This window comes from Thalassospira sp. A3_1 (assembly GCF_017744215.1).
Classification (GTDB): Bacteria; Pseudomonadota; Alphaproteobacteria; order Rhodospirillales; family Thalassospiraceae; genus Thalassospira; species Thalassospira lucentensis_A.
Genome location: NZ_JAGHQQ010000004.1, coordinates 181,001 through 198,577, shown reverse-complemented (window position 1 = coordinate 198,577; position 17,577 = coordinate 181,001). Strand labels below are relative to the sequence as shown.

Here is a 17,577-nt window from a genome sequence, read left to right as displayed (position 1 = left end):
AAAATGATCCTTTACGGTACCAACCCGATTGCCTGGTCCAATGACGATGATCAGACGCTGGGTGCTGAAATCAGCCTCGAAACCTGTTTGTCCGAAGCAGGCGAAATCGGTTTTGATGGGATTGAAAAAGGCCACAAGATGCCGACCGAACCGGCGGCACTGAAGGCCAAGCTTGATCCCAACGGGCTTAAGTTCGTGTCGGGCTGGCATTCGCTTAATCTTCTGACCCATTCGGTCGAGGACGAGAAAAAGGCGATCCAGCCACATCTGGATTTGCTGAAAGCCATGGGATGCAAGGTGTGCATCGTGTGCGAAACCAGCAATGCGATCCACGGAAATGACAATGCGGCCCTGTCCGAAAGCCCGGTTTTGGCGGCGGACAAATGGGCGAAATTTGGTGCGGATGTTGAGGCGATTGCCGCCTATTGCACCGACCAAGGCGTGACATTGGTGTATCATCATCATATGGGCACGATTGTTGAAACGGCCGATGAAATTCATCAATTCATGGCCCATACCGGCCCTAAAACGCACCTGTTGCTGGATACCGGGCACGCATGGTTTGGCGGGGCAAATCCCGAAGAACTGGCCAGCCGTTATATGGATCGGGTCGCCCATATCCATTGCAAAAACGTGCGCCCGAAAATCGCCGAGCAGGTCCGCAATCAGCATCTGAGCTTCCTTGAAGGGGTGCGGCGCGGCGTGTTTACCGTGCCCGGTGACGAGGAAGGTATTGTTGACTTCGAACCGGTTCTGAAAATCGCGGCCGAGCATGATTATTCCGGCTGGCTGGTGATTGAGGCAGAACAGGACCCGGTCGTGCGCAACCCGTTCAAATATCAGTCGATGGGGCTTAAGGCGCTTCGTGCGATGGCGCAGAAAACCGGACTGGATAAGGGAGAAGCCTGATGGCCGATCTGCTGAGAAAACCGTCGGGGACAACCGGAAAAGTCCATGACATTACCGCCCAAAGTGCCAATTGGGGCTATGTCGGGTTCGGGCTTTATCACCTGAAAGCGGGTGAAACGGCAGCCGAGCCGACGGGCGACCGCGAGGTGATTCTGGTTCTTGTCGAAGGCAAGGCCGAAATCGCGGTGGGTGATCAGAATTTCGGGGAACTGGGCAAACGAATGAGCGTGTTTGAACGTATCCCGCCTGCCTGTGTCTATGCCCCCAATGATGCCAACTGGAATGCCAAGGCCACGACTGATTGCGTTCTGGCGGTCTGCACCGCACCGGGCAAGGGCAATTATCCGGCACGTGTGATCAGCGATATTGAGCTGGTTGAACGCGGCAAGGGTGCCAATACCCGATACATCTATCCGATTGCGATGGAGGAAAAGGATATTGCCGACAGCCTGCTTGTGACCGAGGTCTTCACGCCGTCGGGCAACTGGTCAAGCTATCCGCCGCACCGCCATGACGAGGATAATTATCCCGACATGACATACCTTGAGGAAACCTATTATCACCGTTTGAATCCCAAACAGGGTTTCGGTTTCCAGCGGGTGTTTACCGAGGATGGGGAGCTTGACGAAACCATGGCGGTTTCGGATGGCGATGTGGTGCTGGTGCCCAAGGGGCATCACCCGTGCGGCAGTCCTTATGGCTATGAGATGTATTATCTGAATGTCATGGCCGGGCCGATGCGCAAATGGCGATTCCAGAACCATCCCGATCATGACTGGATTTTCCAGCGCGACAGCAAATAAACCCGTTTTCCGTATTCCCGTCTTCGCAACATTTGTCCTTTCAGGATGTCAAACATGCTTAATATCGGACTTCTTGGTGCTGGCCGTATCGGCATCACCCACGCCAAAGCCGTTCAGGCCCTGCCAAATGCCAAAATCGCCAAGGTTTTTGACCCGGTCGATGCCGCGGCGGAAAACGCGATTGCCCTTACCGGGGCGACCCGTGCGACGGTCGAGGAAATCATGGCGGATGGCAATATTCACGCCGTTATCATTGCCACCCCAACCGACCTTCATGCCGATCAGATCGAACTGGCCGCGCGGGCGGGCAAGGCGATTTTCTGTGAAAAGCCGGTTGATCTGGATGCCGGGCGGGTGCGCGATTGCCTGAAAGTGGTCGAGGAAACCGGTGCGGTTTTGATGGTGGGTTTCAACCGTCGTTTTGACCCCAGTTTTGCCCGCCTTCGTGCCGAGATTGACGCGGGCGCGATTGGCGATGTTGAAATGGTGCAGATCACGTCGCGTGATCCGTCCGCGCCACCGGTTGATTATATCAAACGGTCGGGCGGGCTTTTCCGCGACATGATGATCCATGACCTTGATATGGCGCGCTTCCTTCTGGGCGAGGAGATTGTATCGGTCTATGCGACCGGTGCGGTCCTGACCGATCCGGCGATCAAGGCGACGGGTGATGTCGATAGCGCGGCGGCAACCCTTCGGACCAAAAGCGGCCGGATGGCGGTGATTACCAATTCGCGTCGTGCGACATATGGCTATGACCAGCGCATCGAAGTGCATGGCTCAAAAGGTCTGGTCGAGGCCGGAAACCATCGCACCACGTCGGTCACCGTGGCGAACGGTTCGGGATATACCGCCGAACCGTTGATGGATTTCTTCATGTCGCGTTATGCCGATGCCTATCGGATTGAGCTGACGACCTTCTGTGATGTGGTGGCGGGTAAAACCACCAATTATCCCAGCGGTGCAGATGGCCTGAAAGCGTTGATTTTGGCCGATGCGGCGCTTGAATCGCTTGCGAGTGGCAAGGAAGTTCTGGTCGGGTAGGCGAAAAAAAATCGCTGACCCTATCAAAAAGTTCTTGATTTGTTCTTTTCTGTCTGATATAAGAACCAAGTCAACACCAGAATTGCGCCCGCCGGGAACTTCCCGGCGGGCGTTTTTGTTTTGGCGGTGTGTGGCGGGTAGCCAGATTGGCGGTTCGTCGGGTCGGTATTAAGGCCACGGGCGGCGATTTTGGCCGTTTTGCTGGCGGTCAAATGGGGGACAAACGGCAGTCAAAAGCAGTCAAAGGCGGCCAAGCGGGAGAGTTGTGCCCGGTTTGTACCGGGGCGCGGGTGATGTTGGAGAAGGGCCGGGTTCGGGCACCTTTCCGGGGCCGTGAAAGCCCCGGATTTCAGGTGTTCAGGCGGTCTTTTTAAGGTGCATCGGGCCGCCCTTGTGGCGGGGGAAGCCGTAGCCGTTGACCATCACGACATCGATGGCATCAGAGCTGTGCGCGATGCCCTCGGCCAGGATTTTTTCGCCTTCTGCCTGCATGGCAGACAGGATGGTTTCGATGATTTCGGCATCGGAAAACGGGCGGCGTTTGATGCCCTTTTTCGCCGATTCAGCGATCACCAGTTCATCGACAACAGGATCAGGGAAAGCTTTGCCATGTTCATCGTAGCGATACCACCCAAGGCCATTCTTGCGCCCGAAACGCCCCATTTCACAGAGGTAATCCCCAAGCGCGACATAGCGTTCATTCGGGTCGCGGGTGGGTGCCAGGCGTTTGCGGGTGGCCCATGAGATTTCAAGCCCGGCCATGTCCTGCATGGCAAACAGGCCCATCGGGAAACCGAAATTGGTCATGGCGCGGTCAATGTCAGGCGGGAGAGATCCGTCTTCGAGCATGTATTCGCAATGTTTGCGATAGGCCGACATGATCCGGTTGCCGATGAAGCCATCACACACCCCGCAAGGGACCGCGATCTTGCTAAGGCGCTTGGCGAAGGCAAGGGCGGTTGCCAGTGTCACGGGGCTGGCCAACCGGGTGCGGACGACTTCGAGCAATTTCATCACATGCGCCGGGGAGAAGAAATGCAGGCCTATCACCCGTTCGGGATGGGTGCAGGCCGTCGCAATCGCATCGATGTCGAGATAGGAGGTGTTCGACGCCAGCACCGCATCGGGTTTGCAATGGGCGGAGAGTTTGGCAAACACGTCATGTTTGACGTCCATGTCCTCGAACACGGCCTCGATCACCAGATCGCAGTTGGCAAGGGCCGCGTAATCCGTGCTGCTGACGAGATCGCCCAGAAGCTGATCATGGCGGGACTGGGTGATGATGCCACGTTTGAGCGACCCGCCGAGATGATGGCGGACATTGGCGATGCCGCGTTCACAGGCATCGTTATCGCGTTCGATCATCACCACGGCATAGCCGGCCAGAAGGGCGGAGGTGGCAATCCCGGCCCCCATGATGCCGCCGCCAATGACGCCGATTTCGGCAACGGGGCGGGGATCGACCCCGGCCAGTTCGGGCAGCTTGGCAACCGATCGTTCGGCAAAGAAAATATGGCGCAGTGCCTTTGACTGGTCGCTGTCGCGAAGGCGAACGAAGTTTTCGCGCTCAAGACCCAGGGCGGTTCTGGCGTCGCCGGTCACGGCGGCCCGGATGGTCCGGGCGGCAATCACCGGGGCATCCTGCCCACGGGCCTTTTTGCCGATCCCGGCAATCAGGGCATCCCAAGCATCGGTGTCCGGGGCATTGACCGGGGCGCGGTCAATCAGGGCGGTCGGGCAGGGATCGGTTTTGATCCGTTCGGCCAGTGCGAGGGCGGCGGCCTGCAAATCACCATTTCCGATATCCGCAATTTCGTCGATCAGGCCGAAATCACGGGCGGTGGTGGCCGTGACCGGCTTGCCGCCGGTAATCATGGCAATCGCGTTCTCAACCGCGATCAGGCGGGGTAATCGCACGGTGCCGCCGGCACCGGGGATCAGGCCAAGATTAACCTCGGGCAGGCCGAGTTTGGCGGTGGCTGTGGCGATGCGGTAATGACAACCCAGCGCTACTTCAAGCCCGCCGCCAAGCGCATTGCCGTGAATGGCGGCGATCAGTGGCTTGGTTGATTGTTCGAGTTTGAGGATCAGATCGGGCAGGATCGGGTCCAGCGGCGGTTTGCCAAATTCGCTGACATCGGCCCCGGCGATAAAGGTTGACCCGGCGCAGGTCAGGATCGCAGCGCGGATCGCGTCATCGCGGTTGACCTGATCAATTGCTTCCCAAATTCCCAGACGGACGACATGACTGGTCGCGTTGATCGGTGGATGATCAATCGTGATGATCGCAATGTCGTTTTCGGTTGTAAGACTGACGGGGGACAGTGTGGACATTATGCGTCCTCCGGCTCAATCGGATGCAGCAGGCAGGCGACCAGATCAGAATCCGGATCGGCCAGATCGGCGATGACGTCGAAATGGTGTTTGTCGGGGGCCTCAACCGCGCGGGTCGCAGCACCTAGACCGGTCCAGATATTGGCAAGAAGATCGTTCTGACGGACAAATTCCGGCCGTTCATCCGCGCCGACCCAGCAGGTGATGGAGCATGGCAGATGCGGGCGGGTCAGTGCCGCACTTTCGGCGATTGCTTCGGCTTCGTCGAGTTTCAGCACATCATTCATCGCGGTTTTCAAAAGCGGGCGCAGATCGTGCAGGCCGCTGATGGATACCGTGTTTTTGATGCGTGCCTGCGTTGCCGGTGACAGGGGCGAGGAGACGCAATTCATCCGGCTGACCAGATGACCGCCCGCCGAATGGCCGGTCAGGTGAATAGGACCTGAAATGCGGTTGGCAACATGATCAATCGCCGCCCCGATCTGGCGGGTGATGTCCGAAAGACGGGCTTCGGGGGCCAAAATATAGCTTGGCAGACAGACCGCCCAGCCGCGCGCAACCGCACCACGCGCCAGATGCGACCATGTCGATTTATCAAACGCCTTCCAATAGCCGCCATGCACGAAAACAACCAAACCCTTTGGGGTGCCTTCGGGCAGGAACAGGTCGTATTTTTCACGCGCGGCGTTGCCATAGGAAATATCGAGTTCCGCCCGGTTCGATGCCGCCATTTCATCGCGGAAGGCTGCAGCCAGTTTGGCCCACATGCCGGGAAATTCCGCCGCACCCCTGATATGGTCGCCATTGGCGTATGCGTCGTCCCAGTTGGTGATCATTTTTTATCGTTCCCTTTTTGGAGTGCGGGTTTTTGTATAAGCCCGCAATAGACTTCGTCAGGTCCTTCGGTATCGAATCACGTCATCAATCGTTCCAGCCCGTCCCAAGAGCTACGCAAAGGTTCTCTGGTTCTGGGATCAAGGAGCCCGACTTCTTCGATCAGAAAGTTCATGCGCCCAAAGTTACACGGTGCGCACGTAATCACCAGATTATCGAGGTCGTTGTTGCCGCCCCTTGCGTGGGGGATCACGTGATCATACTGAAGCCACATCGCTTGAAATGCGGCGTGTTGTTCGGTGTTTTTCCGGCCCCATTTTAAAGAATCCGGGTAGAGCATTGCCAATTTCGCACGGACTTCTTTGCGAATGACGGGAATGCCGCAAAAACGGCAATGGAAAGCATCCCGTTCATGGAGATGCTTTTTTTTCAACGCATTTGGCATCCGGGCCGCGACCCGCTGTTCTTTGGTCAGAACAGGTGCTGCGCCAGAAATCCTGCCAGAGGAAACGTAGGGGCTGTTCTTGCCCCAAATTGATTCCGTCCAGTCCCGGATGACCGGCATATCTGCTCGTTTGATCAGCGTTGCAGCCTGTTCATGTTCCCCCTTTAGATGCGCAGTTACCGCAGCATCCAAATACTGAGCCGCTATCGCAATTTCAGGGATTGGCTCGCGGAAACATGACCGCAGGTCGGACATCAGAGATACCTTGTTGTTGGCTTGCTTGAAGCAACTTGCATCATCTTGTTTCGGGGATTCTAGGGGAAAATACAGATATTTCAAACCCAAATATTTTATGCTTGAAATAAATGTCGGGCAGGCGTACCGTTTTTGAAGTTTCCCAAAACAACCGGGGCAAAGACCCCATATCAAGAAGGGAAAATCAGGTGAGAGTAGCTTGTTTGGGTGGCGGTCCTGCGGGGCTTTATTTTGCGATTTCGATGAAATTGCGCGATCCCGGCCATGAGGTCGTGGTGATCGAGCGTAACAAGCCCGATGACACGTTTGGCTGGGGCGTTGTCCTGTCGGACGAGACGCTGACCAATCTGGCGCAGAACGATGCCAAAAGTGCCGAGGCGATCCGGGGGCATTTTTCGTACTGGGATGATGTTGCGGTTCTGTATCGCGGTGAAAAGACCGTATCGACCGGACATGGTTTTTGCGGCATCGGGCGCAAGCAGCTTTTGATCCTGTTGCAGCAGCGGGCAGGCGAACTGGGTGTCGAGCTTCGGTTCGAGACCGAGGCCGAAAGTGCCGCGCATTATGCCAAGGAATTCGACCTTGTCGTCGCATCCGACGGGCTTAATTCCAAAACCCGCACCGAGTTTGCCGATAAATTCCAGCCTGATATCGATACGCGGAAATGCAAGTTTGTCTGGCTGGGCACGCATCAGAAATTCGATGATGCCTTTACGTTCATTTTCGAGGAAACCGACAAGGGCTGGGTCTGGGCGCACGCCTATCAGTTTGATGACAAGACTGCGACCTTTATCGTCGAATGTTCGCAAGCGACTTGGGAAGCGTATGGTTTCGGCGACATGACCAAGGAAGAGTCGATTGCCACCTGCGAGGAAATCTTCAAGGACCATCTTGGCGGTCATGCGTTGATCAGCAATGCGCATCATGTGCGTGGTTCGGCGTGGTTGAGCTTCCCGCGGGTTTTGTGCAAAACATGGTCGCATGAAAATATCGTCCTTATGGGTGATGCGGCGGCGACCGCGCACTTTTCCATCGGATCGGGCACGAAGTTGGCCCTTGAAAGTGCCATCGGGCTTGCCAATTACCTGCATTCCGAGGCCGATTTGCCGTCCGCCTTTGCCAAATATGAAGACGAACGCCGGTTAGAGGTCTTGCGCCTGCAATCAGCCGCGCGCAATTCGATGGAATGGTTCGAGGAGATCGAGCGGTATTTCCATTTCGATCCGGTGCAGTTCACCTATTCGCTTCTGACCCGATCACAGCGCATCAGCCATGAGAACCTTCGACTGCGCGATGCCAAGTGGCTTAAGGATGCCGAAGGATGGTTCCAGCGCAAGGCGGGCATTCCGGCGAATGATGAAGTCCGTCATCCGATGTTCGTGCCGTTTACATTGCGCGACATGAAACTGAAAAACCGCATCGTGGTGTCGCCGATGGCGCAGTACAAGGCGGTGGATGGCTGCCCGACCGACTGGCATCTGGTGCATTATGCCGAACGGGCCAAGGGTGGTGCGGGGCTGGTTTATACCGAGATGACCTGCGTTTCCGATACCGGCCGCATCACGCCGGGGTGCCCCGGTTTTTACGCGCCGTCGCACGAGGCAGCGTGGAAACGGATTACCGATTTTGTGCATTCCGAAACGGATGCCAAAATCTGTGCGCAGATCGGTCATTCCGGGCGCAAGGGTTCGACGCAGCTTGGCTGGGAAGAAATGGATGCGCCGCTGAAATCGGGTAACTGGCCGTTATTGTCGGCATCCGACATTGCGTGGTCGGATCGCAACCAGACGCCAAAACCGATGACACGCGATGACATGGATAGGGTGCGCGATCAGTTCGTCGCAGCCGCCGAAATGGCGGATCGGGCGGGCTTTGACATGATTGAGGTTCATGCGGCCCACGGGTATCTTCTGTCATCGTTCATCAGCCCGGTCAGCAATACGCGCGGCGATGAATATGGCGGGTCGCTTGAAAACCGGATGCGTTATCCGTTGGAAGTGATTGATGCGGTGCGTGCCGCATGGCCGGCGCACAAGCCATTATCGGTGCGTATTTCGGCCAATGACTGGGTCGGGGATGAGGGCGTGACACCGGAAGAAGCGGTCGAGATCGCCCGGATGTTGCAGGCCCATGATGTTGATATCTGTGACGTATCCGCCGGTCAGACGACCAAGGCCGCACGGCCCGTCTATGGCCGCATGTTCCAGACACCGTTTTCCGACCGGATCAGGAACGAAGCACATATGGCGACCATGGCGGTTGGCAATATTTACGAACCCGATCACGTCAATTCGATCCTGATGGCGGGACGGGCGGACCTTGTGTGCCTTGCGCGGCCACATCTGGCCGATCCGTACTGGACGCTGCATGCCGCAGCCGGGCTTGGCAACCGGACGGAAAACTGGCCGGAACCGTATTATGCCGGGCGGGATCAGATGTGGCGTCTGGCGGAACGGTCCGACGTCATGACCGGGAAGGTGTAACCCATGGGAAACCTTGCCATCAGCACAGCATTGATTACCGGCGGCGGGACGGGTGTGGGGGCCGTGATGGCCCGTATGCTGGCCGATGCCGGGGTGAAGGTGGCGGTATCAGGCCGTCGGCCCGAGATGCTGGCCGAGGTGGCAAAACATCCCAATATCATCGCCATCCCCGCCGATGTGACGGATGAGGCATCGGTGCGTGCGATGTTTGGCACATTCTGCGATGTGATCGGCGCGCCCGATCTGGTGATTGCCAATGCCGGTATGGCCGAAAGCGCGCCGTTTGGCAAAACATCCATCGACCTTTGGAAACGCACAATGGATGTGAACCTTACGGGCACGTTTTTGACGTTCCGCGAAGGGTTGAACGTGATGGACCGCGCCAAGCGGGGGAGGTTGATTTCGATTGCATCGACGGCGGGGCTTAAGGGCTATGCCTATGTCACTGCCTACTGCGCGGCGAAACATGCGGTCATCGGGCTTGTCAAAAGCCTTGCGACCGAGCTGGCATCGACCCCGATCACGGTCAATGCGGTGTGCCCCGGTTTCATGGAAACGCCGATGCTTGAACAATCGGTTGCCAATATCGTTGCGAAAACCGGCATGAGTACGGAAGACGCCCGCGCAAGCCTTGCGAAGATCAATCCGCAGAACCGGTTGATCCAGCCCGAAGAAGTTGCCGAGACCGTCATGTGGCTGGCAAGCAGCCAGGCCGCATCGATCACCGGACAGGCGATTTCGGTATCGGGAGGAGAGATATGAATATGGATAAAACAGTCCGCGACCCCGATATGCCGCACAATGAAACATCGGATATTTCAAAGGCGCGCCTTAGGGCGTGGCTTCAGGTTTTACGCGTGTCGCGCAAGATCGAGGGCGAACTTCGCGAAAAGATGCGCCTTGAATTCGGGTCGACTTTGCCGCGCTTTGACGTGATGGCAGCGCTTTACCGGTCCCGCGACGGGATGCGCATGAGCGAGCTTTCAAGCGCGTTGATGGTATCGAACGGCAATGTCACCGGGATTGTTGACCGCTTGGTGAGCGAGGGGATGCTGGTCCGGGTGCCGGTTGAAAATGATCGCCGGGCATCCATCGTGCGCCTGACGGAAGCGGGCGAAAAGGATTTTGCCGAGCGCGCGCTTGTGCATGAGGGCTGGGTTTCCGAGCTGTTTTCCGATCTGTCGGCCAGTGATGCCGATGCCCTGATCCGTATCCTTCGGACTGTTTATCATCATAACGAGGCGCACCATGACTAAGATGGCAAACATCACGCCAAAGCATTTCAACTGGCGCATGGAAGGCGATGTTGCGGTCATTTCGCTGGATCGGCCGGAACGCAAGAACCCGCTGACGTTCGAGAGTTATGCCGAGCTTCGCGATACGTTCCGTGATCTGGTTTATGCCGATGATATCAAGGCGGTGGTGTTCGGATCGAACGGCGGCAATTTCTGTTCGGGCGGGGACGTGCACGACATTATCGGCCCGCTGATCGACAAGGACATGAAGGGGCTTTTGGAATTTACCCGCATGACAGGCGATCTGGTCAAGGCGATCATTGGCTGTGGCAAGCCGGTGATTGCGGCGGTGGATGGCATTTGCGTTGGTGCGGGGGCGATCATTGCGATGGCATCCGATTTGCGCATCGCGACCCCGGTATCGAAAACGGCGTTTCTGTTTACCCGTGTCGGGCTTGCGGGCTGTGACATGGGGGCATGTGCGATCCTGCCGCGTATCATCGGGCAGGGGCGTGCAGCCGAGCTTTTATATACCGGACGGTCCATGAGTGCAGACGAGGGCGAGCGTTGGGGGTTCTATAACCGGCTGGTCGAGGGGGATGTTCTGGAGGCCGAGGCGATTGCATTGGCGACCCGGATTTCCGAAGGCCCGAATTTCGGTCACATGATGACGAAAACCATGCTGGCGCAGGAATGGAATATGGGGATCGAGCAGGCGATTGAGGCCGAAGCACAGGCGCAGGCGATCTGCATGCAGACCGAGGATTTCAACCGCGCCTATAAGGCATTTGTCGCCAAGGAAAAACCGGTGTTCGAGGGGAACTGATGGCTGATACGTCCTATCTTGACTGGCCGTTTTTCGAAGACCGGCACCGCGAACTTGCCGCACGGCTTGATGCGTGGGCGGCGGCCAATCTTGACGGTATCGATCATCATGATGTCGATGGGGCGTGCCGTGACCTTGTGGCGCGGCTTAACGATGGCGGGTGGCTTAAACATGCAGCGATTGACCCCGACATTGATGGCGCGAAGCTTGACGTCCGGTCGCTTTGCCTGATCCGGGAGACGCTGGCGCGCTATGACGGGCTGGCCGATTTTGCCTTTGCCATGCAGGGGCTTGGTAGCGGGGCGATTTCGCTGTTTGGCACTAGGGCACAGCGGGCCGAGATCCTGCCGAAGGTCCGTTCGGGCAAGGCGATTGCCGCCTTTGCCCTGACCGAACCACAATCGGGATCGGATGTTGCCAATATCGCACTGGAAGCCCGTGCGGATGGCAGCGATTTTGTCCTGAATGGCGAGAAAACCTGGATTTCGAATGGCGGGATCGCCGATTTTTATTGCGTTTTTGCGCGCACCGGCGAGGCACCGGGGGCCAAGGGGCTTTCGGCGTTTCTGGTACCCGCCAACACACCGGGGCTTTCGATTGCCGAGCGGCTGGAAACCATTGCGCCGCATCCGTTGGCGCGGCTGAAATTCAGTGATTGCCGTGTTCCGGCGACGGCCCTGATTGGCCTTCCGGGTGAAGGGTTCAAGATCGCGATGTCGGTTCTGGACGTGTTCCGGTCGACCGTTGCCGCGGCTGCACTCGGCTTTGCCAGACGTGCGCTTGACGAAACCATTAATCGCGTTCAGTCCCGCGAATTGTTTGGCGCACCGCTTTTTGATTTGCAGATGGTGCAGGGGCATGTGGCCGATATGGCGCTTGATGTCGATGCCAGTGCGCTTCTGGTTTATCGCGCCGCGTGGCTGAAGGACAGCGGGGCATCGCGGGTATCACGCGAGGCCGCGATGGCAAAACTTTATTCAACCGATCATGCCCAAACCGTCATCGACAAGGCGGTACAAATACATGGCGGCGATGGTGTGCGTTCTGGTCACATCGTTGAAACGCTGTATCGGGAAATTCGCGCCCTTCGGATTTATGAAGGCGCGTCAGACGTCCAAAAAATAATCATTGCACGGCAAACGCTGGCACAAAAATAGCTGTATCAGGGGCTTAACCATGTCGCACGTTCTGGGTCCGACCGCACATAGCGATACGTTCGCAAGGGACAATCTGCCACCGGTCGAAAGTTGGCCGGTCTTTAACCTCGAAAAGTTTCAGTATCCCGAATATCTCAATGCCGGGGTCGAGTTGACCGACCGGATGGTCGAACAGGGATTTGGCGATAATACCGCCCTGATCGGCAATGGCCGTCAGCGGACATACAAGGAATTATCCGACTGGACCAACCGCATTGCTCATGCGCTGGCCGAGGATTATGGCGTCAAGCCCGGCAACCGGGTTTTGATCCGGTCGGCCAATAATCCGGCGATGGTGGCGTGCTGGTTAGCCGCAACCAAGGCGGGGGCGGTTGTGGTCAATACCATGCCGATGCTGCGTGCCGGCGAACTGGCCCAGATCGTTGACAAGGCCGAGATCGAATTTGCCCTTTGCGATACGCGGCTGATGGATGAGCTGGTGGCGTGTGCGAAGGACAGCAAATTCCTTAAAAAGGTCATCGGCTTTGACGGTACCGCCAATCATGACGCGGAGCTTGATCGCATTGCCCTTACCAAATCGGTGAAATATGAGGCGGTCAAGACCGGGCGCGATGATGTGGCGTTGCTGGGCTTTACATCGGGCACGACGGGGGAGCCCAAGGCGACCATGCATTTCCATCGTGATCTTCTGATCATTGCCGATGGCTATGCCAAGGAAGTCCTGAATGTGACGCCCGATGACGTGTTTGTCGGATCGCCGCCGCTTGCCTTTACCTTTGGGCTTGGCGGGTTGGCCGTCTTTCCGCTTCGCTTCGGGGCGACGGCGACATTGCTTGAAAAGGCATCGCCGCCCAACATGATCGAGATTATCGAAACCTATAAGGCAACCGTGTGCTTTACCGCGCCGACGGCGTATCGGGCGATGTTGGCCGCGATGGAAGACGGGGCGGATTTATCATCCCTTCGGGCCGCCGTTTCAGCGGGCGAGACATTGCCAGCCCCGGTTTACAAGGCATGGATGGAAAAGACCGGCAAGCCGATGCTGGATGGCATTGGTGCCACCGAGATGCTGCATATCTTTATTTCCAACCGGTTTGGCGACAGTCACCCGGCCTGCACCGGGCGTCCGGTGGGCGGATATGAAGCCAGGATCGTTGATGATGAAATGAACGAGCTTCCGGTGGGCACCATTGGCAAGCTTGCGGTGCGTGGCCCGACCGGGTGCCGGTATCTGGCCGATGATCGGCAGCATGGTTATGTGCGTGATGGCTGGAACCTGACGGGGGATGCGTTTTTTGTCGATAGCGACGGCTATTTCCATTTTGCCGCGCGTAATGACGATATGATTGTCTCGTCGGGCTATAACATTGCCGGGCCCGAGGTCGAGGCGGCGTTGCTGGCACACCCGGATGTGGCGGAATGTGCGGTGGTGGCGGCTGCTGACGAGGAACGCGGTTATATCGTGCAGGCGCATGTGGTATTGACCCCGAATGCCAATCCGTCACCCGAAATGGCGAAGCTTTTGCAGGATCATGTCAAGGCGACGATTGCACCTTATAAATATCCGCGTTCGATCCTGTTTATCGATGCGTTACCGAAAACCGCGACTGGAAAAATCCAGCGATTCCGCCTGAAACAGGAAATGTCTGCATGATTGACTTTGCCGCCACCAAAGCCTTGTTCCATATCCCTGACGGGGTGATTTACCTTGACGGTAACTCACTGGGCGCGATGCCGAAAACGGCGGCCGCGCGCGCCAAATCCATGATCAGTGATGAATGGGGCGAGATGCTTATTCGCGGCTGGAACGATGCCGGGTGGATGGAGCAGCCCAAACGCGTCGGCGATCTGGTCGCGCGTCTGATCGGGGCGGCACCGGGTACGGTGGTGATGGGCGATACTTTGTCGATCAAGGTTTATCAGGCGCTTGCCAGTGCGCTTGAAATGAAGCCGGATCGCAAGGTGGTGGTTTCCGACAATGGCAATTTCCCGACCGACCTTTATATCGCCGATGGCTTGATCAAAAGCCTTGATAAGGGCCATGTGCTTAAGACGCCAAACCCGGAAGATGTCGAAAGCCTGATCAATGATGATCTGGCGGTTTTGATGCTGACCCATGTCGATTACCGCACCGGGCGGATGTATGACATGAAACGGATCACGAAGATGGCCCATGATGCAGGCGCAATCGTGATATGGGATCTGGCGCATTCGGCGGGGGCGGTGCCGGTCGATCTTGCGGGATGCGAAGCCGATTTTGCGGTCGGGTGCACCTACAAGTATCTGAATGGTGGCCCCGGTGCGCCGGCATTTATCTATGTGCGGCCCGATCATGCGAAGACCGTGCGCCCGGCGCTTTCGGGATGGCTTGGCCATGCGGCCCCGTTTGCCTTTGACCTTGAATACAGCCCGGCCCCGGATGTTTCGCGGATGCGGGTCGGAACACCGCCGGTCATTCAGATGACGGTTCTGGAAGAGGCGATGAAGGCGTGGGACGGGGTCGAGATGGCCGATATCCGCAAACGCAGCATTGAGCTTTGCGACCAGTTCATTGCAGGGGTCGAGGCAAGCTGCCCGATGCTGGAACTGGCAAGCCCGCGTGATGCGACCCTGCGCGGATCGCAGGTTTCGTTTAAATTCGCAGATGGCTATGCGGTGATGCAGGCCTTGATTGCGCGCGGCGTGATTGGTGATTTCAGGGCACCCGATATCATCCGGTTCGGCTTTACCCCGCTTTATATCGACAACAACGATGTTGATGGCGCGGTCAGAATTCTGGCGGATATCATGGAAACGCGCGCCTGGGACAAGCCGGAATTCCATAAAAGGAATGCCGTGACATGAGCGATAAAGCCAAAAATACCGGCTGCCCGATGAAACAGCCCTATGACCCCAGTACAGAGGGTGCGCGCACCGATTTTTCCGATCAGATGTCGTATGGCGATTATCTGGCGCTGGATGCGGTATTAACAGCCCAGCATCCGTTGACCGATGCGCAGGATGAGTTGCTGTTTATCATTCAGCATCAGACATCCGAATTGTGGATGAAACTTGCGATCCGGGAAATTACCGCTGCGCGCGATGCCATCCGCTACGGTCGCCTGCAACCGGCATTCAAGATGCTGGCACGGGTGTCGCGCATATTCGAGCAATTGAACAATGCGTGGGACGTTTTGCGGACCATGACGCCAAGCGACTATACGACGTTTCGCGATGCGCTGGGCCCATCGTCGGGCTTCCAGTCCTATCAGTATCGCCAGATCGAGTTTATGTTAGGCAATCGGAACCATGCGATGTTGCGCCCGCATGCGCACCGCGACGACATTACCGAAATGCTCAACGCCGAACTGGCAACGCCCAGCCTTTATGACGAGGCGCTGGCCCTTTTGGCGCGCGAGGGGATTGCGGTGCCAGACGAGGTTTTATCACGTGATGTCAGCGCCCCATACGAGGCACATGACGAGGTGATCGTGGCGTGGCATCGGGTTTATAGCGCGCCTGAAAAGCATTGGCCGCTTTATGAGCTGGCCGAGAAGCTTGTGGATTTTGAAGATTATTTCCGGCGTTGGCGGTTCAACCATGTGACCACGGTGGAGCGCGTCATTGGCTTCAAACGCGGGACCGGGGGGACCGGCGGGGTGAGTTACCTTAAAAAAATGCTGGAAGTTGAACTGTTTCCGGAACTCTGGCGGGTGCGAACCACGCTTTGAGGATGGACGGGCCTGATGGAACACTGCAAAATCAGGGGCAGGCATCAGGTTCAGAGGGTGTGGACCCACTAATATGATCGTAATGGCAACCGAGATGACCGCGAAATACAAGGAAAAGCCCGCAGAGCGGGACGCCCCCCCGGTCAAGGGGTTTGACGCTGGAGTTCGCGGTCATCTCGGTTGTCCTGCGGATCATCCGGATTTGCACGGGCTGCTGTGTCGCAAAATCTTGAAACATGTAGATGTTCCGGCGATTTTGCTTCGTGCATCCGCACAAATCCGAATGACCATTTCGGTCATATTAGTGGGTCCACATCCTCAACCGTGACAAAAAACAACAAAGTCACGGAATGCCGATGTTGCTGAGTAGATAAAAACATAAACACGGAGGCTTTAATGAAGGGCACTAAGACGACAATCGCAGCTTTGGCTGCGCTTTTGATGGCGGGGGCGGCACAGGCCGAGCCGGTCAAGGTTGGCATGATCACGACCCTTTCGGGTGGCGGTGCGGGGCTTGGCATCGACGCGCGCGATGGTTTCATGCTGGCGGTCAAGCAGGCCAATAACCCGGACCTGACGGTTGTGATCGAAGACGATCAGCAGAAACCCGATATCGCGGTTCAGTTGGCCGATAAAATGATCCAGAGCGAGAAGGTCGATGTGCTGACCGGTATCATCTGGTCGAACCTGGCGATGGCGGTGGTGCCGTCGGCGGTGGCACAGGACAAGTTTTATCTTTCGGTCAATGCCGCACCGTCGCAATTGGCGGGCAAGGGCTGCAACAAGAATTACTTCAGCGTTTCGTACCAGAACGACAACCTGCATGAAGCCGCAGGCGGTTATGCGACCAGTGCCGGTTACGAGCAAACCTTTGTGATGGCGCCGAACTATCCGGCAGGCAAGGATTCCATCGCCGGTTTTAAGCGTTTCTATCTGGGTGATGTATCGGGCGAGGTTTACACCAAGCTTGGTCAGACCGACTATGCGGCCGAAATCGCACAGATCCGTGCATCGGGTGCGGATAGCGTGTTCTTCTTCCTGCCGGGCGGCATGGGCATTGCGTTCATGAAACAGTATGCCCAGTCGGGTGTGGATATTCCGCTGATCGGTCCGGCATTCTCGCTGGATCAGGGGATTCTTGGCGCGATTGGCGATGCGGCGATTGGCATCAAAAACACCGCCAACTGGTCCAAGGACATCGACAACGACACCAACAAGGCGTTTGTCGAAACCTTCCAGGCGGAATATGGCCGCCTGCCGTCGATCTATGCGTCATATGGCTTTGACACCGCCAATCTGTTGCTGTCGGCAATGGGCAAGGCAGACGTCAAGGATGCCGACGCATTCCGTGATGCGCTGCGTGCGGCGGACTTCAATTCCGTCCGTGGCAAGTTCATCTTTGGCCCGAACCAGCATCCGATCCAGGACATCTATGTCCGTGAAGTGGTGAAGGAAGGCGACGTTCTGACCAACAAGATCATTGGCACAGCCCTTATCGATCATGCCGATGCCTATGCATCGGAATGTGCGATGTAACGACGA

Annotated in this window: 15 protein-coding genes; 12 read left to right on the top strand and 3 right to left on the bottom strand. The window is 57.0% G+C overall.

Annotated elements, in window-relative coordinates; translation table 11 throughout:
* Positions 1 to 3 precede the first annotated feature (3 nt).
* The 3 genes from iolE to iolG are packed head-to-tail and all read left to right on the top strand — an operon-like array spanning position 4 to position 2,756.
* Positions 4 to 909: a myo-inosose-2 dehydratase gene (gene iolE, locus J7395_RS17585; RefSeq protein ID WP_209222788.1), complete on the top strand. Its 906-nt coding sequence runs from the start codon at positions 4 to 6 to the stop codon at positions 907 to 909.
* Entirely contained in the window at positions 909 to 1,712 is an 804-nt protein-coding gene (gene iolB / locus J7395_RS17580; protein ID WP_209222786.1) for a 5-deoxy-glucuronate isomerase, read from the top strand. The genes iolE and iolB overlap by 1 nt, the downstream gene beginning before the upstream one ends.
* A gap of 54 nt (positions 1,713 to 1,766) precedes the next feature.
* Entirely contained in the window at positions 1,767 to 2,756 is a 990-nt protein-coding gene (iolG, locus tag J7395_RS17575; RefSeq protein WP_209222784.1) for an inositol 2-dehydrogenase, read from the top strand.
* A 357-nt stretch (positions 2,757 to 3,113) separates the two neighbouring features.
* Here the strand turns inward: iolG and J7395_RS17570 are convergent, their stop codons facing one another.
* The 3 genes from J7395_RS17570 to J7395_RS17560 form a co-directional block, all read right to left on the bottom strand.
* Positions 3,114 to 5,090: a 3-hydroxyacyl-CoA dehydrogenase NAD-binding domain-containing protein gene (locus tag J7395_RS17570; RefSeq protein ID WP_209222782.1), complete on the bottom strand. Its 1,977-nt coding sequence runs from the start codon at positions 5,088 to 5,090 to the stop codon at positions 3,114 to 3,116.
* Positions 5,090 to 5,926 carry an alpha/beta hydrolase gene (locus J7395_RS17565; protein WP_209222780.1) on the bottom strand — a complete coding sequence of 279 codons (837 nt, stop codon included), beginning with the start codon at positions 5,924 to 5,926 and terminating at the stop codon, positions 5,090 to 5,092. The genes J7395_RS17570 and J7395_RS17565 overlap by 1 nt, the downstream gene beginning before the upstream one ends.
* 77 nt (positions 5,927 to 6,003) lie before the next feature.
* A complete protein-coding gene (locus J7395_RS17560; protein ID WP_209222778.1) occupies positions 6,004 to 6,624 on the bottom strand; it encodes an HNH endonuclease signature motif containing protein in 621 nt (206 codons plus the stop codon).
* A gap of 188 nt (positions 6,625 to 6,812) precedes the next feature.
* On the opposite strand from J7395_RS17560, the gene J7395_RS17555 reads away from it, so the two are divergent.
* The 9 genes from J7395_RS17555 (at position 6,813) to J7395_RS17515 (ending at position 17,571) form a co-directional block, all read left to right on the top strand.
* A complete protein-coding gene (locus tag J7395_RS17555) occupies positions 6,813 to 9,107 on the top strand; it encodes a bifunctional salicylyl-CoA 5-hydroxylase/oxidoreductase (protein WP_209222776.1) in 2,295 nt (764 codons plus the stop codon).
* Between the two features lie 3 nt (positions 9,108 to 9,110).
* A complete protein-coding gene (locus tag J7395_RS17550) occupies positions 9,111 to 9,869 on the top strand; it encodes an SDR family NAD(P)-dependent oxidoreductase (protein ID WP_209222774.1) in 759 nt (252 codons plus the stop codon).
* A gap of 2 nt (positions 9,870 to 9,871) precedes the next feature.
* Positions 9,872 to 10,363 (top strand): MarR family transcriptional regulator, encoded by a 492-nt coding sequence (locus J7395_RS17545; protein ID WP_247742258.1) that lies wholly within the window; start codon positions 9,872 to 9,874, stop codon positions 10,361 to 10,363.
* Positions 10,356 to 11,168 (top strand): enoyl-CoA hydratase family protein, encoded by an 813-nt coding sequence (locus J7395_RS17540; protein ID WP_082832698.1) that lies wholly within the window; start codon positions 10,356 to 10,358, stop codon positions 11,166 to 11,168. The genes J7395_RS17545 and J7395_RS17540 overlap by 8 nt, the downstream gene beginning before the upstream one ends.
* Positions 11,168 to 12,325 carry an acyl-CoA dehydrogenase family protein gene (locus tag J7395_RS17535; protein WP_209222770.1) on the top strand — a complete coding sequence of 386 codons (1,158 nt, stop codon included), beginning with the start codon at positions 11,168 to 11,170 and terminating at the stop codon, positions 12,323 to 12,325. The genes J7395_RS17540 and J7395_RS17535 overlap by 1 nt, the downstream gene beginning before the upstream one ends.
* 19 nt (positions 12,326 to 12,344) lie before the next feature.
* Positions 12,345 to 13,979, top strand: coding sequence for an AMP-binding protein (locus J7395_RS17530; RefSeq protein ID WP_062953516.1), 1,635 nt, complete (start codon positions 12,345 to 12,347; stop codon positions 13,977 to 13,979).
* Positions 13,976 to 15,169, top strand: a complete 1,194-nt coding sequence (gene kynU / locus J7395_RS17525) for a kynureninase (RefSeq protein WP_209222768.1) — start codon at positions 13,976 to 13,978, stop codon at positions 15,167 to 15,169. The genes J7395_RS17530 and kynU overlap by 4 nt, the downstream gene beginning before the upstream one ends.
* Complete coding sequence (kynA, locus tag J7395_RS17520) at positions 15,166 to 16,035, top strand: tryptophan 2,3-dioxygenase (protein WP_209222766.1); 870 nt, start codon at positions 15,166 to 15,168, stop codon at positions 16,033 to 16,035. The genes kynU and kynA overlap by 4 nt, the downstream gene beginning before the upstream one ends.
* Positions 16,036 to 16,431: 396 nt before the next feature.
* Positions 16,432 to 17,571, top strand: coding sequence for an ABC transporter substrate-binding protein (locus J7395_RS17515; RefSeq protein WP_209222764.1), 1,140 nt, complete (start codon positions 16,432 to 16,434; stop codon positions 17,569 to 17,571).
* The last annotated feature ends 6 nt before the right edge of the window (positions 17,572 to 17,577 follow it).